The sequence below is a fragment of the Hamadaea sp. NPDC051192 genome (genome assembly GCF_040682475.1).
GTDB classification, from domain to species: domain Bacteria; phylum Actinomycetota; class Actinomycetes; order Mycobacteriales; family Micromonosporaceae; genus Hamadaea; species Hamadaea flava.
The window spans coordinates 1-21,091 of the sequence record NZ_JBFBAZ010000134.1; the positions used below are offsets into that span (position 1 = coordinate 1).

General features: G+C 71.5%; 22 protein-coding genes and 2 pseudogenes. 9 read left to right on the forward strand and 15 right to left on the reverse strand.

Annotated features, from left to right (window positions below; translation table 11 throughout):
- From AB0M47_RS34740 to AB0M47_RS34750, 3 genes and pseudogenes are all read right to left on the reverse strand, one after another.
- A pseudogene (locus tag AB0M47_RS34740) lies at positions 1–316 on the reverse strand (ATP-dependent DNA helicase); the annotation flags it as partial.
- Positions 317–529: 213 nt separating this feature from the next.
- Positions 530–1,180, reverse strand: coding sequence for a DedA family protein (locus AB0M47_RS34745; protein WP_363421691.1), 651 nt, complete (start codon positions 1,178–1,180; stop codon positions 530–532).
- Positions 1,181–1,280: 100 nt separating this feature from the next.
- Positions 1,281–1,610, reverse strand: coding sequence for a hypothetical protein (locus tag AB0M47_RS34750; RefSeq protein WP_363421693.1), 330 nt, complete (start codon positions 1,608–1,610; stop codon positions 1,281–1,283).
- A 287-nt stretch (positions 1,611–1,897) separates the two neighbouring features.
- On the opposite strand from AB0M47_RS34750, the gene AB0M47_RS34755 reads away from it, so the two are divergent.
- Both AB0M47_RS34755 and AB0M47_RS34760 read left to right on the forward strand, forming a co-directional pair.
- Positions 1,898–2,392 (forward strand): DUF3145 domain-containing protein, encoded by a 495-nt coding sequence (locus AB0M47_RS34755; protein WP_363421695.1) that lies wholly within the window; start codon positions 1,898–1,900, stop codon positions 2,390–2,392.
- Between the two features lie 59 nt (positions 2,393–2,451).
- On the forward strand, positions 2,452–4,107 hold the full coding sequence (locus AB0M47_RS34760; RefSeq protein ID WP_363421697.1) for a glycoside hydrolase family 3 N-terminal domain-containing protein: 1,656 nt from the start codon (positions 2,452–2,454) through the stop codon (positions 4,105–4,107).
- A gap of 43 nt (positions 4,108–4,150) precedes the next feature.
- Here AB0M47_RS34760 and fabF read toward each other — a convergent pair whose 3' ends face one another.
- The 9 genes and pseudogenes from fabF to AB0M47_RS34805 form a co-directional block, all read right to left on the reverse strand.
- Positions 4,151–5,377 (reverse strand): beta-ketoacyl-ACP synthase II, encoded by a 1,227-nt coding sequence (fabF, locus tag AB0M47_RS34765; RefSeq protein WP_363421699.1) that lies wholly within the window; start codon positions 5,375–5,377, stop codon positions 4,151–4,153.
- Between the two features lie 8 nt (positions 5,378–5,385).
- Entirely contained in the window at positions 5,386–5,622 is a 237-nt protein-coding gene (locus tag AB0M47_RS34770) for an acyl carrier protein (RefSeq protein WP_253761351.1), read from the reverse strand.
- A gap of 65 nt (positions 5,623–5,687) precedes the next feature.
- Positions 5,688–6,626 carry a beta-ketoacyl-ACP synthase III gene (locus tag AB0M47_RS34775; RefSeq protein WP_253763865.1) on the reverse strand — a complete coding sequence of 313 codons (939 nt, stop codon included), beginning with the start codon at positions 6,624–6,626 and terminating at the stop codon, positions 5,688–5,690.
- Between the two features lie 91 nt (positions 6,627–6,717).
- Positions 6,718–7,620, reverse strand: a pseudogene (locus AB0M47_RS34780) (ACP S-malonyltransferase); the annotation flags it as partial.
- Positions 7,621–7,794: 174 nt separating this feature from the next.
- Entirely contained in the window at positions 7,795–8,970 is a 1,176-nt protein-coding gene (locus tag AB0M47_RS34785; protein ID WP_363421701.1) for a helix-turn-helix domain-containing protein, read from the reverse strand.
- A gap of 3 nt (positions 8,971–8,973) precedes the next feature.
- On the reverse strand, positions 8,974–9,687 hold the full coding sequence (locus AB0M47_RS34790; protein ID WP_363421704.1) for a hypothetical protein: 714 nt from the start codon (positions 9,685–9,687) through the stop codon (positions 8,974–8,976).
- Positions 9,688–9,795: 108 nt separating this feature from the next.
- Positions 9,796–10,431, reverse strand: a complete 636-nt coding sequence (locus AB0M47_RS34795) for a hypothetical protein (protein WP_363421706.1) — start codon at positions 10,429–10,431, stop codon at positions 9,796–9,798.
- A gap of 161 nt (positions 10,432–10,592) precedes the next feature.
- A complete protein-coding gene (gene gltX / locus AB0M47_RS34800; protein ID WP_363421708.1) occupies positions 10,593–12,029 on the reverse strand; it encodes a glutamate--tRNA ligase in 1,437 nt (478 codons plus the stop codon).
- Between the two features lie 21 nt (positions 12,030–12,050).
- Positions 12,051–12,668, reverse strand: a complete 618-nt coding sequence (locus AB0M47_RS34805) for a GntR family transcriptional regulator (RefSeq protein ID WP_363421710.1) — start codon at positions 12,666–12,668, stop codon at positions 12,051–12,053.
- Between the two features lie 80 nt (positions 12,669–12,748).
- Between AB0M47_RS34805 and AB0M47_RS34810 the strand changes: the two genes are divergently transcribed.
- From AB0M47_RS34810 to AB0M47_RS34835, 6 genes are all read left to right on the forward strand, one after another.
- Positions 12,749–13,678: an aldo/keto reductase gene (locus AB0M47_RS34810; RefSeq protein ID WP_363421712.1), complete on the forward strand. Its 930-nt coding sequence runs from the start codon at positions 12,749–12,751 to the stop codon at positions 13,676–13,678.
- A complete protein-coding gene (locus tag AB0M47_RS34815) occupies positions 13,675–14,511 on the forward strand; it encodes an amidohydrolase family protein (RefSeq protein ID WP_363421714.1) in 837 nt (278 codons plus the stop codon). Before AB0M47_RS34810 ends, AB0M47_RS34815 begins: the two co-directional genes overlap by 4 nt.
- Positions 14,512–14,514: 3 nt before the next feature.
- On the forward strand, positions 14,515–15,372 hold the full coding sequence (locus AB0M47_RS34820; RefSeq protein WP_363421716.1) for a fumarylacetoacetate hydrolase family protein: 858 nt from the start codon (positions 14,515–14,517) through the stop codon (positions 15,370–15,372).
- The gene (locus AB0M47_RS34825; RefSeq protein ID WP_363421718.1) at positions 15,369–16,676 is read left to right on the forward strand and encodes an enolase C-terminal domain-like protein; all 1,308 of its coding nucleotides are present in this window, start codon (positions 15,369–15,371) and stop codon (positions 16,674–16,676) included. Before AB0M47_RS34820 ends, AB0M47_RS34825 begins: the two co-directional genes overlap by 4 nt.
- Positions 16,673–17,383 carry an SDR family oxidoreductase gene (locus AB0M47_RS34830; RefSeq protein WP_363421719.1) on the forward strand — a complete coding sequence of 237 codons (711 nt, stop codon included), beginning with the start codon at positions 16,673–16,675 and terminating at the stop codon, positions 17,381–17,383. The genes AB0M47_RS34825 and AB0M47_RS34830 overlap by 4 nt, the downstream gene beginning before the upstream one ends.
- Positions 17,384–17,500: 117 nt before the next feature.
- Positions 17,501–17,983 (forward strand): ATP-binding protein, encoded by a 483-nt coding sequence (locus AB0M47_RS34835; RefSeq protein WP_363421721.1) that lies wholly within the window; start codon positions 17,501–17,503, stop codon positions 17,981–17,983.
- Between the two features lie 13 nt (positions 17,984–17,996).
- Here AB0M47_RS34835 and AB0M47_RS34840 read toward each other — a convergent pair whose 3' ends face one another.
- Genes AB0M47_RS34840 through AB0M47_RS34850 form a run of 3 tightly spaced genes read right to left on the reverse strand, consistent with a single transcriptional unit; the run spans position 17,997 to position 19,856 of the window.
- Positions 17,997–19,046 carry a hypothetical protein gene (locus AB0M47_RS34840; protein WP_363421723.1) on the reverse strand — a complete coding sequence of 350 codons (1,050 nt, stop codon included), beginning with the start codon at positions 19,044–19,046 and terminating at the stop codon, positions 17,997–17,999.
- Between the two features lie 25 nt (positions 19,047–19,071).
- Positions 19,072–19,707 carry a DUF47 family protein gene (locus tag AB0M47_RS34845; protein ID WP_363421725.1) on the reverse strand — a complete coding sequence of 212 codons (636 nt, stop codon included), beginning with the start codon at positions 19,705–19,707 and terminating at the stop codon, positions 19,072–19,074.
- Positions 19,707–19,856, reverse strand: coding sequence for a hypothetical protein (locus tag AB0M47_RS34850; RefSeq protein WP_363421727.1), 150 nt, complete (start codon positions 19,854–19,856; stop codon positions 19,707–19,709). Before AB0M47_RS34850 ends, AB0M47_RS34845 begins: the two co-directional genes overlap by 1 nt.
- Positions 19,857–19,938: 82 nt before the next feature.
- Here AB0M47_RS34850 and AB0M47_RS34855 point away from each other — a divergent pair.
- Positions 19,939–21,091, forward strand: a 1,153-nt coding sequence (locus AB0M47_RS34855) for an FGGY family carbohydrate kinase (RefSeq protein WP_363421729.1), incomplete at its 3' end; no start/stop codon positions are given.

The window sequence follows — 21,091 nt, forward strand, 5'->3', positions numbered from 1 at the left end:
GGTCGGTGCTGCCGTCCTCGCGGATGCCGATGCGGCCCACGTAGCGGGGGCGCGGCAGCTCGCGCAGGTCGAGGCGGCCGAAGACCAGCCCCTCATGCTCGGCGTCCAGGATCTGGCGCTGCCGGGCGGCGTGGAAGACCATCGCGTCCCGGTCGACCAGGGAACCGGGTACGCGTGCCCCGGCGAGGTCGTAGCCGCCCGCCTCCAGTCGCGCCATCGACTCGCGCATCCGGGCGAGCTGGGTGTAGACGCGATCGACGTGCCGCTGCTCGAGGGCGATCTCCTGTTCGAGCGGGCTGGCCTGCGTCTCCGTCATGCGGCTCCCCCCGGGCTGAAAACTTCCTCACGCTCCCCAGCGCGAGGCGGCGTCCCGCGCTCGCGGCGCGCACCGGTGGTACCCCCTCGGCCAGGCGGTATCCGGCGCCGCGCGTTCCCCAGCGCGAAACAATGCCGTCAAAGCCTAGTGCCCCGGCGTACGCCTCGTCGCCGGGTGTGTCATGAGCGACACCGACGGTGTCGCGGCGGCGGCCTACGCGTCGGCGGTCTGCGGCTCGGGCTCGGTCTCGACCACGTCGGCCATCGCCTTGCGGGCGCGGCGCTTGAGCCAGAGCGTGGTGCCGACCCCGATCAGGACCGCCACCGCGAGACCTACCCAGGACAGGCCCTTCATCCATCGCTCGACGACCGCGCCGAGGTGGTAGACCAGCAGGGCGGTGCCGAACGCCCAGACGATCCCGCCGGACGCGTTGGCGACCAGGAACCGCCCGTAGGGCACCCGCAACGCCCCGGCGAGGGGACCAGCGAGGATGCGCAGCAGGGCGATGAACCGCCCGAAGAAGACCGCCCAGACACCCCAGCGGCCGAACATCTGCTCCGCCTTCGCCAGGTGTGCCGGGCCGAAATGCTTGGGGAATCGCCGGCCCACCCGTTCGAGGAGCGGACGGCCGCCGCGGCGGCCGATGGCGTACCCCAGCGAGTCGCCCACGATCGCGCCGACGGCGGCGGCCAGGCCGACGAGCCAGGGGTCGCCGGTGCCGCTCGCGGTCAGCAGGGCCGCGCTGATCAGGGTGATCTCCCCGGGCAGCGGGATGCCCATGCTCTCCGCGCCGATGACGAGTCCTACCAGGAGGTAGATGACGAGCGGCGGGAAGGCCGAGAGCCACTCCTGCGCGTGTTCCATCTCGGACCTACCTGCGGATCGGGGGACGGGCCTCGACGATAGCCGATAACACGAAACCCCCGCGACAATGTCGCGGGGGTTTCGTCAAGAGCGTGGGCTGTCAGGCCTCGCCGAAGACACCGGCCTCGGCGAGCCGCTTCTCGGTGGCGTCCCAGCCGTGGTCCGGGTTCGCCGATTGCAGGGCGGTCAGCTCGGCGCGGATCTTGGCGCCGTGGCCGGCCGCGGTCAGCACGCGGATCTCCTCGACGAACGCGTCCGAGGTGGTGCTCAGGTGCGTGGTCTTGCCGTTGGTGAGGTTCCGCACGTAGACGTGCTTGCCCTTGTTCAGCGGGATGAGGTACTTGAACTCACCCAGCACGCTGAGAGCGCCGCCCTTGGCCTCACCGGCCCGGACAGACGCGCGCGCGGTCTTCGAGGTGCTGCTCGCCACGGAGTTACTCCCAGATGTCACGACGTCTAATTGCGGGGCCTCAGTCAGAAAGGCCCGGGACATCATAGCCGCCACCGCCGCGTTCCCACCAATCGCTGCCTGGTGGTCGCCTGAAGCGGCACATTCTCCGGACGACTTTGCCGATTCGCTGGCGCCCCGTCCGTCTCACCCGTCATCATGGACCCGTTGTCACCATCAGTTTCAGAACCCAATAAATCGGGCATACCGCCGTCGTTGGTCGCCAGGTCGTAGGGGAAGACGCACCTGTCGACACCGGGAGGTCGGAAGTGCCCACGCGAGGCGTCGTTTACGTCCACTCGACCCCGCTCGCCGTGTGTGCTCACGTCGAGTGGGCGATAGCTCGTGTCCTGGCCGCCCCGGTGAGTCTGGAATGGACGTTGCAGCCCGTCGACCCCGGCGCGCGCCGCGCCGAGTGCGGGTGGACCGGGCGTCCCGGCACCGGTGGTGAACTGGCCGCTGAGCTGCGGCAATGGAACATGCTCCGGTTCGAGGTGACCGAGGAGCCCAGCCCCGGCATGGACGGCGAGCGATACATGCACGTTCCCGGGCGCGGCCTGCACCGCGCCACCATCGGCGCGGCCGGCGACGCCCAGCTCGGCGAGGACCAGCTGCGCTCGATCATGACCCAGGCGCGTACGCCGGAAGCCCTCTCGCTGGCGCTGGACCGAGCGCTCGGCACCGCCTGGGACTCCGAACTGGAGCCCTACCGCTGGGCCGGCGACGGAGCCCCGTTCACGCTGCTCACACAGAGGGCGGGCTGAGTCACAAAGTCGGGCGTGCCCGGTGGCGGATCGGCCGAACGTGTGATGGGATGCCCGCCATGCGGCGGAATGCAGCAGCGATTCTGATCTTGTGCGCGCTGGCCCTGGCTGCCTGTGGCACGGCCCCGGCGACCCCCGAGAGCTCACCCAGTCCGACGACGCTCGCCGGGCAGGTCGCCCGGCTCAGTGACGAAGACCTCGCCGGTCAAGTGCTGATGCCGTACGCGTACGGCCAGGACGCGACGAAGGTGTCGGCCGGGGCGGCCAAGGCGAATCAGAAGCTGGCGGGGGTCACCACGCCGGCCGAGCTGGTGACGAAGCTGCGCCTCGGCGGAGTGATCCTGGTCGGCTTCGAGGCCGGGGATCCCACCGCGCAGGACACCGCCAACATCGACGATCCGGCGCAGGTCCGGAAGTTCACCGCAGGACTGCAGGCCGCGGCGGCGAAGCTGCCCGCCGGGACGCCGCTGCTCATCGGCACGGATCAGGAGTACGGCGTGGTCACCCGGGTCAAGTCCGGCGTCACGCTGCTGCCGAGCGCGATGGCGCTGGGTGCGGCGAACCAGCCGGAGCTGACCGAGGCGGCGTGGCGTGCGGCCGGAACCGAGCTGGCCGCGATGGGGATCAACGTCGACTTCGCGCCGGACGCGGACGTGCAGGGCGCGTCCTCGGTCATCGGCTCCCGGTCCTTCGGGTCCGACTCAAAGCTGGTCGCCGAGCAGGCCGCCGCCGCCGTTCGCGGGCTCCAGGCCGCCGGGGTGGCCGCGACCCTCAAGCACTTCCCCGGGCACGGCCGCCCGGCCGCGGACAGCCACGGCGACCTGCCGCAGCTCCAGCAGACCCGGCAGGAGCTGACCGAGATCGACCTGCCGCCATTCCAGGCCGGCATCGCGGCCGGCGTCCAGCTGGTCATGTCCGGCCATCTCGACGTGCGCTCGATCGATCCGGGGATGCCCGCGAGCTTCTCGGCCAAGGTGCTGGAGGGCGTACTGCGGCAGCAGCTCGGCTTCGACGGCGTGGTGGTCACCGACGCGCTGAACATGGCTCCGGCCGAGCGCTGGCCCGCTGGCGAGGCCGCCGTCCGGGCCCTCCAGGCCGGCAACGACCTGCTGCTCATGCCGCCCGACCCCGTGGCCGCGTACAACGGGATCTTGACGGCTTTGAAGAACGGCAAGCTGTCGCGAGACCGCCTGCGCGCCTCGGTGACCCGCATCCTCACCCTCAAGCGTGCCGTGACCGACGACGACCAGCCGGGCCTGGACGTGCTCGCGGGCCAGGAGCACCAGAGCGCGGTGGCGGCGGCCGCGAGCGCCGCGGTGACCCAGCTGCGCGGCGCGTGTGGCGCGCCGCTGGTCACGGGCGCGGTCAGCGTGACGGCGGCGAAGGGCCGCGACGCCAGCCGGGATCGACTGGTGAAGGCCCTGCAAGCCCAAGGGGTACGCGTAGAGCAGAGCACGCCGGCGGCGGATGCGCAGGTGGTGCACCTCGTCGGCTACGGCGACACGGCCGGGGACCTGAATCCGAAGGCGACGATCACGGTCGCCATGGACACGCCGTACGTGCTGACGAAGTCGGCGTCCCCGGTGCTGCTGGCGACCTACTCGTCGAGCCCGTTGTCGCTGGAGGCGCTGGCCAAGGTGCTGGCCGGGAAGGCGAAAGCGGAAGGCCGCTCACCGGTCGCTGTGAACGGCCTTCCGAAGAGTTCCTGCGGCTGAACGTGATCCCTACGCCCGCGTGCTGCGTTGATGCTTCACACGGTCAAGCCCGCGTGAAGATCAGCGCCACGTTGTGGCCGCCGAAACCGAACGAGTTGTTCAGCGCCGCCGGGATGTCCAGCGACCGCGGCTTGTGGGCGGCGACATCGAGCGTGAGGCCGTCGTCCGGGTCGTCGAGGTTGATCGTCGGCGGGATGATCGACTCGCGTACGGCCAGGATCGTCGCGATGGTCTCCACCGCGCCGGCCGCGCCGAGCAGGTGACCGGTCATCGACTTGGTGGCGGTCAGCACGGGGTGGTCGCCGATGATCCGGCGGATGCCCACGATCTCCGCCATGTCGCCCACCGGGGTGGACGTGGCGTGCGCGTTGACGTGCTTGACCTCGCTCGGGTCGAGGTCGGCGCTGCGGAGCGCCGCACGGATGGCCCGGGCGCCGCCCTCGCTCTCCGGGTGCGGCTGGACGATGTCGAAGCCGTCCGAGGTGAGCCCGGCCCCGGCCAGTACGGCGTGCACCCGCGCGCCGCGCGCGGCGGCGTGCTCGGCCGACTCCAGGACCACGATGCCCGCGCCCTCACCGAGGACGAAGCCGTCCCGGGCCTTGTCCCACGGGCGGGACGCGCGCTCGGGATCGTCGTTGCGGGTCGACATGGCCCGCATCGAGGCGAACCCGGCGATCGGCAGCGGGTGGATGACCGCCTCGGTGCCGCCGGCGATGACGACGTCGGCCCGGCCGGAGCGGATGATGTCCAGGCCCCAGGCGATCGCCTCGGCCCCGGTCGCACAGGCGCTCGTCGGCGCGTGTACGCCGGCCTTCGCCCCGTACTCCAGGCCGACGTAGGCGGCGGGACCGTTGGGCATCAGCATCGGGACCGTGTGCGGGCTGACCCGCCGCGGACCGGACGCCTCCAGGATGTCGTCCTGGGCCAGCAGGGTCTGTGCCCCGCCGATGCCGGAGCCGACCACCACTGCCAGCCGCTCGGGGTCCAGCCCCGAATCGCCCAGCCCGGAGTCCTTCCAGGCCTGGTCGGCGGCGATCAACGCGAGCGCCTCCGACCGGTCCAGCCGGCGCATGCGGACCCGGTCGAGCACCTCCGAGGGGTCGACGGCCACCTTCGCCGCGATCCGCACGGGCAGCTGCTCGGCCCAGTCGTCGGTCAGCGCGCTGACCCCGGACTTGCCGGCGAGCATGGCGTCCCAGGTGGTGGCCACGTCCCCGCCGAGCGGGGACGTGACACCGAGCCCGGTGACGACTACGTCACGACGAGACAAGGGGAAGATCAGCCCTTCAGGATGTAGGCGACGGCGTCGCCGACGGTCTTGAGGTTCTGCACCTCGTCGTCCGGGATCTTCACGCCGAACTTCTCCTCGGCCGCGACGACGACCTCGACCATCGACAGCGAGTCGACGTCCAGGTCCTCGGTGAACGACTTCTCCTCCGAGACGTCGTCGGGGTTCACCCCGGCGACCTCTTCGAGGATCTCGGCGAGGCCGGAGGTGATCTCTTCGCGGGTCATGTTCTTCCCTTCATGGTTGGTTCGCTGTGCCGCTGATGGATTCAGGGACGCAGTATGAGGACTGGTCAGGGGCAGCGTACGACCTGACCGGCGTAGGTCAGGCCACCGCCGAAGCCGATCAGCAGCACGGGGCTGCCGGACTTCACCTCGCCGCGCTCGACCATCTTGGACAGGGCGAGCGGGATGCTCGCCGCCGACGTGTTGCCGGACTCCACGATGTCGCGCGCGATGATCGCGTTGACCACGCCGACCTTGCGCGCCACCGGTTCGATGATGCGCAGGTTCGCCTGGTGGGGAACGAAGGCGGCGATGTCGGCGGGGTCGTACCCGGCCTTCTCGCACACCTCGCGGGCCAGCGGCGGGATCGCCGTCGTGGCCCACCGGAAGACGGTCTGGCCGTCCTGCTGGATGTAGGGCCGCCAGGTCTCGATGCGGATCGCCTCGCTGGGCGCCGAGCCCCAGACGACCGGGCTGATGCCGGGCTCCTCGCCGTCGGCGGTCTTGCTGACCACTGCCGCACCCGCGCCGTCACCGAAGATGACGGCGGTCGAGCGGTCGGTCCAGTCGGTGATCTCGGAGAGCTTCTCGACGCCGACGACGATGGCGTGCGTGGCCGCACCGGCGTTGATCGCCTGATCGGCCAGCGCGAGGGCGTACGAGAAACCCGAGCACGCGGTGTTGACGTCGAACGCCGCCGGGGTGCCCAGGCCAAGCTTCATCGCGATCCGGCAGGCCACGTTGGGGCTGCGGTCGGCCGACGAACAGGTGGCGACGATGACGAGGTCGATGTCGGAGGTGGCCAGCCCGCTGGCGGCCAATGCCTTCTCGGCGGCGGCCGACCCCATGTCGGCGACGGTCTCGGTGTCGGCGATGCGCCGCTCCTTGATCCCGACCCGGGACTGGATCCACTCGTCGTTGGTGTCGACCATCTGAGCGAGGTCGTCGTTGGTCAGCACCCGCGCGGGCTGGTAGTGGCCAAGCGAAGCAATCTTGCTCCCCATCAGGCGGAGACTCCTTCAATAGCGGGGCTGCCGCCGTCGCGGTGGATAAGACCGTTGCTGCCCATCAGGCGGAAACTCCTTCGGCGGTGGCGCCGTGGCGCTCGATGAGGTCGCGGGCGGCCGCCAGGTCGTCCGGGGTGTTCAAGGTGACGATCTCCAGGCCCTTGACGGCCCGCTTGACCAGGCCGGCCAGCGTGCCGGCCGGGGGAAGCTCCAGGACTCCCGTCACGCCCAGCTCGGCGAGCCGCGTCATGACGAGGTCCCACCGGACGGGCGCGGTGACCTGCTGGACGAGCCGCGAAAGCAGCTCCGTCCCCGAGCTTACGGCGGCGCCGTCGGCGTTCTGCAGCAGCGTACGCGTCGGGTCGCTCGGGGTGATCTTCCCGGCGAACTCGGTCAGCGCCGCCTCGGCCGGAGCCATGTACGGCGTGTGGAACGCCCCGGCGACCTGCAGCTTGATGACCCGGGCCTTCGTCGGGGGCTGCTCGGCGAGCTTGTCGACGCCGTCCAGGGAACCCGCGGCGACGATCTGCCCGGCCCCGTTGCGGTTGGCGGGGTACAGCCCGTTCGCGGCGATCGCGGCGAGCACCTCGGCCTCGTCGCCGCCGAGGACGGCGGCCATGCCGGTGGGCTCCAAGGCGCAGGCAGCGGCCATCTCCTGACCGCGTACGCCCGCCAGAGCGATCGCGTCGGCCGGCGTGAGCGCGCCCGCGATGGCGGCGGCGCCCAGCTCGCCGACGCTGTGCCCGGCCACCACGGCGGCGGGCGGCAGCGGGAGCTGAGCGGCGGCGACCAGGGCGGCCGCGGTCAGCAGTGGCTGGGTCTTCGCGGTGTCCTTGATCTCCTCCGCGTCGGCGTCGGTGCCGAGGTGGACGAGATCCACGCCGGTCAGCGCCGACCACTGGCGAAGCTGGTCGGAGACGCCGTCGACGGCGAGCCACGGGGTCAGGAAGCCGGGTTTCTGGGCACCCTGGCCCGGAGAGAGTACGGCGAGCACTAATCCACCCTGCGGGATCGGCCGTAAGCTAGCCGTTGTCGCTCGCCACCAAATCCGCCTACCGCGTTTGTAGGGTCTCCACAAAGATTGACGTGCGATGTCACCGCTGTGTCCGATCGGTGAACCCTCTGGAGGCCACGGAACGCTTGCGTGAGCTGCCAGGAGTGCGGTCAGTCAGCTCGGCTGGCTGGGCTCCAGCCGGCCTAACGCGAGGGCGACTCGGAGGGTGAACGCGTCCCTCGGGTTGAGCGGGGCGTACCCGGTGATCTCGGCCACTCGGCGCATGCGATAGCGCACCGTGTTCGGGTGGACGAAGAGTGCCCGGGCGGTCGCCTCCAGCGCCCCGCCGTGGGTCAGGAAGGCATCGAGCGTCTCCAGCAGCTCGCCCCCGGAGCGCAGCACCGAGCCGTAGATGTCCTGCCGCAGCACCCGCCGCGCCTCGGCGTCCCCGGCCAGCGCCCGTTCGGGCAGCAGCGCCTCGGCGGCCACCGGCCGCGGTGCGGCGGGCCACGCGGCGGCGGCCCGGAAGCCGGCCAAGGCCGACCGGGCGCTCGTGCTCGCCTCGTCGAGCGACGGCACCGCCGGGCCGACCACGATCGGGCCTTCGCCGAAGCCCGCGGCCAGCTTCTCCGCCGCCGCGAGCGGATCGGTCGCGCCGCCCAGGACGACCACGAGCCGGTCGCCGTGGACGCCGCCGAAGACCTCGACGCCCAGCCGCCGAGCGAGCCGGTGGACGGCGTGCAGGACGGCGGCCGCCTCGCCACCTGGGGACCGGCCGACGGCCACCGCCACCGGCGGGGCGTCCGACCAGCCCAGCGCGGCGGCGCGGCTGGCCAGGACGTCGGAGGAGTCGCCGCGGAGCAGCGCGTCGACGAGGAGGGCCTGGAGGCGGGCGTCCCAAGCGCCCCGGGTCTCGGCGGCGCGGGCGTACACCCGGGCGGCGGAGAAGGCGACCTCCCGCGAATAGCGCAGGATCGCCTGCCGCAGCAGGTCCTCCTCGCCCTCGGCGGCCAGCGTCGGCACCTGCTCCTCGACGACGTCGATGGTGACCTTGATCAGGGCGACCGTCTGCTGGAGGCTGATGCTGCGGGCCAACGCCCGGGGCGCGGCGTCGAAGATCTCGTCGGAGACCTCCTGGGTGCCCGCCCGATGATCGTCCTGACGCAGCCAGCCGACCAGCGACTGCACGCCGGACTGCGCCACGAGCATGACCCAGGCCCGCTGATCGGCCGGCATCCCCCGGAACCAGGGCAGCACCTCGTCCATCCGGGTCACGCTGGCGGTCGCCAGGGACCCGGCCGCGCGCTCGATCCGCTTGAGCGTCGCGGCCAGCGCCGGTGCCTTGGTCATGTCCTACAGCATGTCATGTGGGTATTCGACAAGCGTCGGCTCCTCGACCCGGCGCGGCCGGTTGCGGCGCGACAGGAGGAAGACGACGAGCACGGTGCCGACGGCGGCCAGCCCCACGCCGGCCGCGACGAGCGGCACCCACGGGACCGGGCCGTCCACCTTCGCCCGGGCCTGGAGCGTACGCATCTCGCCGGCCTTCGGCTGCCACGACACCGTCTTCCCGGAGAGCACTCCGTTGTGTTCGGTGACCTTGCCGGGGAACGTCACGGCGATCCGGAAGCTGAACTGATCGGCGAACGCGCGGATCCCCGGATCGAGGAGGTTCACCGTACGCAGATCGACCGAGCCGGCGAAGGCGTACTCGTTGCCGGAGCGCACCAGGGTGAAGGCGTCCCGGCCGCTGACCCCGTTGAACTGGGCCAGCGGCGTCTTGGCATACGACACGCGTACGCCGACGAAGCCCGCGTCCTCGTATCGCTCGATGGTGGCCGTCGCGGGCAGCTTCTCCTTGTCCAGCCCGAGGGTGGCCACCAGGCGATCCTCAGACTGACCGGTGACGTTGGCGAGCCGGCGGTCCACCGCCAGCACGACGTCGCCGGAGACGGTGTCGTCGGAGTTCACCACCAGGGCGGCGTCGACCTTCATGCAACCGGCGAGGGCCAGACCGGCGATCAGCAACGCCAGCGTCGCACGGGCCGCGGCGAGGGGGGTGCGCATGCCGAGCAGGATACGGCCTGGGCCGCCGTTCGGCGCCAAGACGCCGTCGCCGGCGCTTGGACCTCTCGGCGGCCCAGGCCTTACCAGTGCTCAGACCTTGTCGGCGGCTCAGACCTTCCGGCGGATCAGGAAGGCGATGCCGAACAGACCCATCGCGATGACGATGACGATCGCGCCGTTCAGCGCGACGACTCGCCGCCATTCGCCCATGACCTCACCGATGTCGGACGCGGCCTGTTTCGTCTGGGTGGCCACGCCCCCTCCGGCACCGCCCGCGGGCGGCTGATAGGTCGTGCCCCCGCCCAGCGGCACGCCGGCGGCGCGCATCGTCGACGGCATGGTGAGCCGGCCGTAGAACCAGCCCGCCGTCGTCTTCCGCTTGTCCGGCTGAGCCGCCGAGCGGAACGCGCGCGGACCGCCTGCCGCGAGCGGGTAGAGGTCGTACTGCGACTTGCCCACGCCGTCGACCGACAAGGTCACGGTGTACTTCGGACCGAGCTTGTCGGCCTTGGGTGACGAGGCGACCGCCACCCCCGTGGCGAGGAAGTCGACCTCGCCGAGCATCGACTCGAACCGGTCAGGTGTGTCCTTCGCCGAAATCGTCAGGGGCGTGTCGAGCCCCTCGCCCACGATCGTGATCTGGTTGGGCGCCGGGGCCGGTGCGGCCTGTGCCGAAGGGGCGTGCAGGCCGAACAGACCCATGGCGGCCAGCGCGAAACCGCTGATGAGTGCGCGTCGTGCCACCGTGCGTGACATATTCGGTCCCCGTTGAAGATGAATGCCGGTGCGGACGAAGGTGGGAACACCGAAGGAATTCCCGCCTTCGCACCAGAAGACACCTGGAACCTGAAGTCCGTTGCGGTAAGAAGGTCACGATTGCACAACGCTACGCGCTGTGACCATCCTCAGAGGAGAGTAGCGGTCGCCTGCCGTAGCCGGGCCAGCGTCTTCTCCTTGCCGAGCACCTCAAGGGACTCGAAGAGCGGCAGGCCGACCGTACGCCCGGTGACCGCTACGCGTACCGGTGCCTGTGCCTTGCCGAGCTTGAGCCCGGCGGCCTCACCGACGGCGATCAGCGTCTCCTTCAGCGGCTCGGCCGACCAGTCCGCCAGCCCCTCGTACGCCTCGATGACGGCCGGCAGGATCGCGGCGTCCTTGGCCGCCTTGGCCCGCGCGCCCTCGTCGACGACGGGCTCGTCGAGGAAGAGGAAGTCGACGTACTCCACGATCTCGGCGAGCACCGCGATCCGCGTCTGCGCCAGCGGGGCGACCTGGGCGAAGACGGCCAAGTCGAAGGCGTTGAGGTCCCACGGCGGCGTGGTGATCCCGTATCCCCGCTCGGCCTTCTCCTCGGCCGTGAGGAACGGGCCGGTCAGCCAGGGCAGGCAGGCCTGCACGAAGTCCTCGACGGACAGTGCGCGGATGTACTCGCCGTTGAAGGCGCGCAGCTTCTTCTCGTCGAAGAACGCCGGCGACGGGTTGACGTCCTCGAGCCGGAACTCCTCCTCGATCACCGACCAGGGCACGATCTCCCGGTCACCGGACGGCGCCCAGCCCAGGAGCATGAGGTAGTTGCGCATGGTGGCGGCGAGGTAGCCCTCGTCGCGGTACATCTCCAGCGCGACCTTGTCGCGGCGCTTCGACAGCTTCTGCCGCTTCTCGTTGACCACGATCGGCACGTGCGCCCAGACCGGCGGGGTGTGCCCGAGCGCCTCCCACAGCATCTGCTGCTTGGGCGTGTTGGGCAGGTGCTCCTCCGCGCGGATCACGTGGGTGATCCCCATGGTCAGGTCGTCGACGACGTTGGCGAGCAGGAACACCGGCGAGCCGTCGCCCCGGGCGATCACGAAGTCCTCGATGAGCTTGTTCTCGAAGGTCGGCTCGCCGCGGATCAGGTCGACGACGACCGTCTCCCCCTCGTCCGGGGTGAGGAAACGCAGCGCGCGGCCCTCGCCCGGGCCCAGCGCCCGGTCGCGGCAGTAGCCGTCATAGCCGGAGTACTGGTTGCCCGTCCGCGCCTGGACCTGGTCGCGAGTGCAGTCGCAGTAGTACGCGCGGCCGGCGTCGTAGAGCCGCGTCGCGGCCTTCACGTGCTCGTCGGCGTACGAGGACTGGAAGTAGGGGCCCTCGTAGGTGCCGCGCTGGATGCCGATCCAGTCCAGGGCGTTGAGGATGCCCTCGGTCCACTCCGGCCGGTTGCGCGCCGCGTCGGTGTCCTCGATCCGTAGGACGAACGCACCCTCGTGCTGTTTGGCGTAGATCCAGTTCTGGAGGGCCGATCGGGCCCCGCCGACGTGGAAGATACCGGTGGGAGAAGGGGCGAAGCGCACACGAACCGTCACCCCTACCAGGGTAGAGGACGACTAGTGCGCCTCGCGATGGCGTTCCCGGGCGGCGTCCAGGTGCGTACGCATCGCAGCTTCGGCCGTCTCGGGATCGCGCGCCCGGATCGCCGCCACGATGGCGTCGTGCTCGCGTTCGGTGGAGCCCACCCCGGGAAAGGCCACCCGGTGGACGTGCAGATGGGCGTGCAGCCGCACGATCGACTCCCGGAGCACCGGGTTGCCCGAAGCCACCGCGACGGCGTCGTGGAAGGCGGCGTCGGCCGAGGTGAACGCGGCGTGGCCGGCGTACCCGGGGTCGGTGGTCGGCGCGGGCATCCGGGGGAACTCGACGGCCGGGTCGCCGAACCGGGCCGCCCGCGCGGCGGCGGCGCACTCCAGCAGCGTCCGGACCTCGAAGAGCTGCTCGAACTCGGCCGGGGTCAGCAGCGGCGCGGTGGTGTATCCGGCCATCGGCCGCTTGACCACCAGCCCGTCCGACTCCAGCCGCGCCAGCGCCTCGCGTACGGGAGTGGGGGAGACGTCCAGCTGACGGCTCACCGCGTCGATGGTGACGCGGCCGCCGGGCGGGATCACGTGATCCATGATCATGGCCTTGACGGCCTCGTAGACCTCGTCGCTGAGCGTCCGGCTGCCCATTTCGCCCCCTTTCCCTGGCCCGGGTACATCCTATAGGATCGCCGAAGAATCCTATAGGATTTCCGAGCGGGAGGTGCCTGATGCAGGTGGAGCTGGGCCGGACCGGCCTGACGGTCACCCGGCTGGGGCTCGGGCTGGCACCGATCGGCGGGCTTTACGCCGACGTCAGTGAACACCAGGCGCGCCAGACCGTCGACCGGGCCTGGGACCGTGGCGTACGCCTCTTCGACACCGCGCCGTTCTACGGCTACGGCCGCAGCGAACTCCGATCCGGCGAGGCCCTCCGCGATCGGGACGGCCACGTGCTGTCGACCAAGGTCGGCCGGGTGCTCGAACGGCAGGACGCCGGCGACACCGATTCGGACGTCTGGGTGGGCGTCGACCCGGCGGTGCGGCCCGTCTTCGACTTCTCGGCCGCGGGCGTACGCCGATCGTTCGAGGACAGCCTGCGCCGGCTCGGCCGCGACCGGGTGGACGTCGTGCACCTCCACGATCCCGACGACCACCTCGAACAGGCCGTCGCCGAGGCGTACCCGGAGCTGGTCCGGCTGCGCGACGAAGGGCTCATCACCGCGATCGGGGCCGGCGCCAACAGCGTGGACGTGCTGGCGTACCTGGTCGAGCGGATCGATCTCGACGTGGTGCTGATGGCCGGTCGCTACACGCTGCTCGACCGCAGCGGCACGGATCTGCTGGACCGCGCGGCCGATCGCGGGGTCGCCGTCGTCGCGGCGGGCGTGTTCAACTCCGGCATCCTCGCCGATCCCCGGCCGGGCTCGACCTTCGACTACGCGGCCGCCGACGAGGAACTGCTGAACCGGGCGCTGCGCCTGAAGCAGCTCGCCGAGGAGCACGGCGTACCGCTGCGGGCGGCGGCCGTGCAGTTCCCGCTGCGCCATCCGGCCGTCGCCGCAGTCCTGGTCGGACTGCGGTCGCCGGAGGAGGTCGACGACGCCGCCGACATGATCGAGGCGGCCGTCCCGGACGAGCTGTGGGCGGCGATCGCGTGACCGACCACGTGATCGACTCCCATCACCACCTCTGGTCTTCCGGGTACGCCTGGCTCGCCGAGCCGGAGCTGGCCCCGATCCGCCGGGACTACACGGTCGACGATCTGCGGGCGCAGCTGTCCCGGGCGGGCGTCGCCAAGACGGTGCTGGTCGAGGCGGGTCGCGGCGACGACGCCGAGACGACCGAGTTCCTGGCCCTCGCCGCCGGTACGCCCGAGATCGCGGCCGTCGTCGGCTGGGCCGACCCGCTCGATCCGCGGCTCGCGGAGAAGCTCGCCGCCCATCGGGCCGGACCGGGCGGCGCCAAGCTGGCCGGCGTACGCAGCCAGATCCAGGCCGAACCCGATCCCGACTTCCTCGCCCGCCCCGATGTGATCGACGGGCTGGCCGTGATCGCCGACGCCGGACTCGCCTTCGACCTCGTGATCCGGGCCGAGCAGCTGCCCGGCGCGGTCGTGGCGGCCCAGTCGCTGCCGCACGCCCGGCTCGTCCTCGACCACCTCGGCAAGCCGCAGATCCGCACCGGTTCGTTCAGCGCCTGGCGGACCACCGTGGAATATCTGGCCGCCTGCCCCAACGTGGTGGCGAAGCTGTCCGGCCTGGTGACCGAGGCGGACTGGACCGGCTGGCAGCTCGACGACCTGCGCCCGTACGCCCATGTGGCGCTCGAGTTCTTCGGCCCGGACCGACTCCTGTGGGGGTCGGACTGGCCGGTGGTGGAGGTGGCCGGAGGCTACGAGCGCTGGCTGGCTGCCGCGCGCGACCTGGTCCCGGCCGACCTGCACCCGGCGGTCTTCGCCGCCAACGCCGCTCGCACGTATGGATTGGACTGAAACATGAAGTTCCTCAGGGTCGGCCCCGCCGGGGCCGAGATTCCGGTCGCCCTCGACGACTCCACGCCCGCCGTGCTCACCTGTTACGACCTGCGGTCGCTGACGGCCGACATCGACGGGGAGTTTCTGGCTCGGGTCGCGGCCGGGCTCCAGCTCACCGGGCTCCCGGAGATCGACATCGCCGGCCAGCGCCTCGGGGCGCCGCTGGCGCGACCCGGCGTCATCCTCTGCATCGGGCAGAACTACGCCGCCCACGCCGCCGAGTCCGGGCAGGAGCCGCCGACCCAGCCGATCATGTTCTACAAGGCGCCGAACACGCTGTCCGGCCCCTACGACGACATCCTCATCCCCCGGGGCTCGGTGAAGACGGACTGGGAGGTCGAGCTGGCCGTCGTCATCGGCAAGCGGGCGCGCTACCTGTCCTCACCTGAGGAGGGCCTGCGCTGCGTCGGCGCGTACGCCGTGTCGAACGACGTCTCCGAGCGGACCTTCCAGATCGAGGCCTCCGGCGGGCAGTGGTCGAAGGGGAAGAGCTGCGAGACGTTCAACCCGCTCGGTCCGTGGCTCGTGACGCCGGACGAGGTCGAGGCGCTGGGCGGACCGCAGCAGCTCCGGCTGCGCAGCTGGGTCAACGGCGAGCCCCGGCAGGACTCCTCGACCGGCGACATGATCTTCGACGTCGGCACCCTCATCTGGCACCTGTCGCAGTTCACCGTGCTGGAGCCTGGCGACATCGTCAACACCGGTACGCCGGAGGGCGTCGCGCTGTCCGGCCGGTTCCCCTATCTCCAGCCGGGCGACCTGGTGGAGGTCGAGATCGACGGGATCGGGCATCAGCGTACGCGGATGGCGGCGGCGTGAAGATCACCGGTATGCGGGTGCACGACATCCGCTTCCCGACCTCACGAACGCTCGACGGCTCGGACGCGATGAATCCGGACCCGGACTATTCGGCGGCGTACGTCGAGCTGCTGACCGACGACGGGCTGACCGGATACGGGCTGACCTTCACCATCGGCCGGGGCAACGACGTCTGCGTGGCGGCGATCGAGGCCATGCGCTCCTATGTGGTCGGTCAAACCGTGGACGCCCTGGATCTCGGGGAGTTCGCGCGGCGGCTGACGCACGACTCCCAGCTGCGCTGGCTCGGTCCGGAGAAGGGCGTCATGCACCTGGCGGCCGCCGCCGTCATCAACGCCGTCTGGGATCTGACCGCGCGCCGGGCCGGGTTGCCCCTGTGGCGGCTGCTTTCGGCGTACACGCCGGATCAAACGGTCGACCTGATCGACTGGCGGTATCTGACCGACGCCTTGACCCCCGCGGCGGCCGTGGATCTGCTCACGGACCGGGTGGCCGGGCGCGGGCAGCGGGCGGCGGAGATCTCCGACGCCGGATATCCGGCCTACACGACCTCGGCGGGCTGGCTCGGCTATGACGACGCCAAGGTGACCCGGCTCGCGCAGGAGGCGGTGGCCGACGGCTTCGACATGATCAAGCTGAAGGTCGGCGCGGACATCGAGGACGACCTGCGCCGGTTCCGGGCCGCCCGGGCCGCCGTCGGCTCCGGAGTACGCATCGCCGTCGACGCCAACCAGCGCTGGGACGTGCCCGAGGCGATCGACTGGATGAAGCGGCTCGCCCCGCTCGACCCCTACTGGATCGAGGAGCCGACCAGCCCGGACGAGGTGCTCGGGCACGCCGCGATCCGCACCGGGTTGCGCGAGGCGGGGCCGGGCGGGCGGCCGATCCGGGTCGCGACCGGTGAGCACGTGCACAACCGGGTCATGTTCAAGCAGCTGCTCCAGGCCGACGCGATCGACGTGGTCCAGATCGACGCGTGCCGGGTCGGCGGGGTCACCGAGAACCTCGCGATCCTGCTGCTGGCGGCGGCCTTCGGCAAGCCCGTCTGCCCGCACGCGGGCGGCGTCGGGCTGTGCGAGCTGGTTCAGCACTTCTCGTTCTACGACTACGTGGCGGTCTCCGGTTCGCTGGACGGCCGTCATCTCGAATACGTCGACCACCTCCACGAGCACTTCGTGGACCCGGTGGTCATCCGGGACGGGCGTTACCTTGCGCCCGAGCGGCCGGGCTTCTCGGCGCAGATGCGTTCGGACACCCTGACCCGGTACGCCTTCCCGGACGGTCCGGAGTGGAGGGTCCAATGAACGACTTCGCGGGCCGGGTGGCCGCCATCACGGGTGGCGCGTCCGGCATCGGTGCGGCCTGTGCCGCGCTCTTCGAGGCGCGCGGTGCGACCGTCGCCGTCGTCGACCTGCCGGACGGCGACGTCTCGCAGCCGTTGGAAGGGGTGTTCGAGCGGATCGCCGCCGAGCACGGCGGGGTCGACATCCTCGTCAACAGCGCCGGGATCAGCGCGGTCGGGCCGGTCGAGGCCAACTCCGACGAGGAGTGGCACCGTGTGCTGGATGTCAACGTCGTCGGGATCGCCCGGGCGAGCCGGGCGGCGCTGCCCTATCTGAAGGCGTCGCCGCACGGGGGCGTCATCGTCAACATGTCGTCGATCGCGGCCACCGCCGGGCTGGCCAACCGGGCGTTGTACAGCGCGTCCAAGGGCGCGGTCCACGCCCTCACCCTGGCGATGGCGGCCGACCTGGTCGGCGACGGCGTACGGGTGTGCTGTGTCGCACCGGGGACGGTGGATACGCCCTGGGTCGCCCGGCTGCTCGCCAACGTGGCCGACCCGGCCGGCGAACGCACCCGGCTGGAGGCCCGGCAGCCCACCGGGCGCCTGGTCACCGCGGACGAGGTCGCGGCGGCGATCGCGTACCTGGCCGGGCCGGGTGCGGGGGCGACCACCGGGACGTCGCTCGCGGTCGACGGCGGGATGAGCGGGCTCCGGCTCGTCCGCTGAGCGGTGCCCTTCCCGGACGTTCGTGATCAGGGTCTTTTCCGCGTGTCATAGCGACATGGAAATGACCCTGATCAGGTTCGGTGTTTTCGGTCGGCCGAGGTCGGGTATCGGGCGTTCATGCCACCTGACCACGCTGCGGAGCTGGTCGCCGAGCGGTCCTTCCGGCTCGACGGTCTCGCCGCGGTCCGCGAGGTCGCGGCGGCCGCAGCTCACCAGGCCGGCGCGGCTGCCGACCGGGCGGACATGCTGATGATCATCGTCAACGAGCTGGCCACGAACGCCATCCTCTACGGCGGCGGAGCCGGCCGGCTTCGCGTGTGGCGTACGCCGGAGAAGGTGTTCTGCGAGGTCTCGGACGCGGGCGTCGGAATGCCCGATCCGTTCAGCGTGGGCTCGGAGCCGGCCACGCCGGACGCGCTCAGCGGCCGGGGGCTGTGGCTCGTCCGGCAGCTCGCCGACGGCGTGGAGATCCACTCCGGCGACGCCGGGACCACGGTGGTCGCCTGGCTGAACCTGACCGACCTGGTCCCGACGTCGTCGCGTGCCCAGCACGCCGGCCATGCCGCCCCGCGCGGTGAGATGTCCGCCGAAGCCGCATGACCGGCGCGCACCGTCAGATCAGCACGTCCTTGTAATAGACGCTGGCCAGCTTCGCCGTATCGGTCGGTGACGTGGTCGACGCGAAACCGAAGGCCAGCCGGACCCCGGCCGGGTCCGACGGGTCGGGGACCTGGATCGCCATTCCCTCGGGCTCCCGGAAGGCCAGGTCGGTGCCGTCGGAGACGAGCTGCCGGGCGACGACCGTCCCGGACGCCCACTCCACGCAGGTGAGATAGGTGTTGCCGACCGGCGCGGTCGAGCCGGAGCTGCCGTAGGACGTGCCCTCCAGCAGGTAGAGGTAGGCGCCGCTGGTGGCGTACCCCTGGAAGGAGTAGGTCAGCGCGGGCTGGTCCACCTCGAAGATCGGGGTGAACTTGTTGCGCCGTGCCTCGTCGAGGTCGTAGAGGGCGTACCGGAAGGTGCCGGCGACGCGGTGGCGCATGACGAGCCGGTTCAGCACCGGGTCGATCCCGCACGTCGTCCGGTCCGCACCCGGGATGGGGGCGATCCGGCGTACCTCGGGGGAGTCCGGGGTGATGATCGCGCCGTCGGCGAACCGGAACCGGGCGAGCCGGCTGCCCCAGCCGTGCAGCCCGTCGTCGGAGATCGCGTCGGTCTCGGTCCAGAGGAAGGCCGACGAGCCGACCGGTTCCGCGCCGATCTGCACGCCGTGCCCGAAGCCCTTCAGGAACATGTAGCCCAGCTCGGTGCCGTCGAGGTCGAGCTGCGTCAGACACAGGTCGCCGGCCAGATCCCGGTTGGCGCCGCTGACCGGGGCGGCCTCGTCGGCGAGCTGCTGCCCGCCGGCCATCAGCTGCACGGTGTAGACGTGCCGGTTGACGTTGTCGAAGGCGAAGGACTGCAACACGGTCTTGTTGTGCAGCCGCTGCGTCCGGAACAGCGGCCGGCCGGGCGCGGCTAGGTCGAAGCGCGCCGGCCCGGCGGCTGCGGCCGTGGTGTCGGTGGCGGTCGTGTCGGTGGCCACGGCGGCCGTGCTCGGCAGGGCTGCGGCGAGCGCGCCGAGCCCGGCGGCCTGGAACAGCGTACGGCGGGCGAGGGACATGGAACCTCCAAAGGGGACGGTGGTGCTACTGGAACCGCTTCATCACTCCGTCGGCGAGGGCGTCGGCGGCCGCCGCGAGATGGGTTCCCGCGGCGTCCAACCGGTGGAGGAGCAGGGTCGCCTTCAGGACGTCGGCGGTGAGCGGCTGATCGAGCAGCCGGGACAGCGCGTGCTGGTACTCCGTACGCAGTCCCTGCTTCTTGGCGCGCAATGCGAGTTCGGCCGCCTCGACCGGATCGCGGGGCAGGCGCAGCACCGCCTCGGCGAGTCCGGCGAGACCGCGCGCGAGCGCGTCGAGCACCGGCGGGCAGGCCGGCAGGGCGGTGAGGCCGAAGAGGTCGGCCTCCCGGATGAAGTCGCGGACGGCGTCGAGCACGTCGTCCACGCTGCGAGACAGGCGGAACAGGTCTTCCCGGTCGACCGGGGAGGTCACGCTGCGGCGCAGGCGCTGAACCAGCCGCGCCCGCCCGTCGTCCCCGGCGTGCTCGATCTCCGCCGCACGCTGCCGGGCGGTCGAGGCGGCCAGCTCGCCCCGGGCCAGGGCGGCGGCCAGACGCGTACCGTCGGCGGCGATCGCGATCTGGTCGGCGACGAGCTGGGCGAGCAGTTCGTCGCCGCGTCCGGACAGGTCGCGGAGTAGATCGCCGATGCGCGCCGGCATCACTGGACCGCCGTCCGGACCAGGACGCCGCCGGCCACGCCGACCGCGCACGCGCGGCGGCGCAGACCGAGTCCCACCAGGGCACCGCCGTCGTTGAACCCGGGGAAGAGGGCGAAGACGGCGGCCAGCGCGAAGCCCAACCAGTTCATGAGGATGTTATTTAACACTCGTTCTCACGCAGTATCAATGCCTCTTTACCGCACGACGATGTTAAGTTAACATCCTCTCGTGATGATCAACCCCGCGGGCGAACTGTGGGCGGGCGTCGACGTCGGGACCCAGAGCCTGCGGGTGTACCTCGTGGACGGTGCGGGCTCGATCGCCGGACGCGGCTCGGGCCGGCTCACCAGTCACCGCGCGCTCGGCAAGGACGGCGCCTCCCGGCATGTGCAGGACCCGGACCAGTGGTGGCAGGTGCTCGGCGAGTCGTTCCGCCAAGCGCTGTCCGGTGTGGACGCCGAGCGCGTGCGGGGCGTCGGGTTCTGCAGCACCTCCGGCACCTTCGTGCTGGCCGGACCGGACGGGCTCGCCCTGACCCCGGCCCTGATGTACGACGACGGGCGGGCGTACGCCGAAGCCGCCGAGGTCGCCGAGGCCGGTGCGGAGCTGTGGCTCTCCCTCGGCTACCCGATCCAGCCGAGCTGGGCGCTGCCGAAACTGGTGCACCTGATCCGGTCCGGCCATCATGGGCGGCTGCAACATTGCGCCGACCACCTGGCCGGGCGGCTGGCGGGCGAGATGGTCGCCACCGACTGGAGCCACGCCCTGAAGACGGGCTACGACGTCGAGGCCGGGACCTGGCCCACCCCCGTGCTCGACCGGCTCGGCGTACCGGCGGGCATGCTGCCGGACGTCGTCCGCCCGGGGCACCAGGTCGGCAGCGTCGGCGCCGTGGGCGCGGAGCACACCGGGCTGCCCGTCGGCACCGCGCTGCACGCGGGACTGACCGACGGCTGCGCCGCCCAGGTCGCGGCGGGCGCGCTGACGCCGGGCGCGTGGAACTCCGTGCTCGGCACCACCCTCGTCCTCAAGGGCGTCACCGCCGAACGGCTGCGCGACCCGGGCGGCGCGGTCTACTCCCACCGGCATCCCGACGGCGGCTGGCTGCCCGGTGGCGCGTCCAACGTGGGCGCCGGAGCGCTGGAGGCCCGGTTCCCGGGTGCCGACCGGGCCGCGCTGGACGCCGCCGCAGCCGCCTTCGAACCGGCGTCCGGCCTGACCTATCCGCTGCTCACCCGGGGCGAGCGCTTCCCGTTCGTCGATCCGGCGGCGGAGGCCTTCGACACCGGCGACTTCCTCCGCGACCTCAACGCCGCCGTGTACGCCGACCATCCGGGCGTCGTGATGATCGCCGAGGAGTCGACGGCGTGGCCGGCGGTGTCCC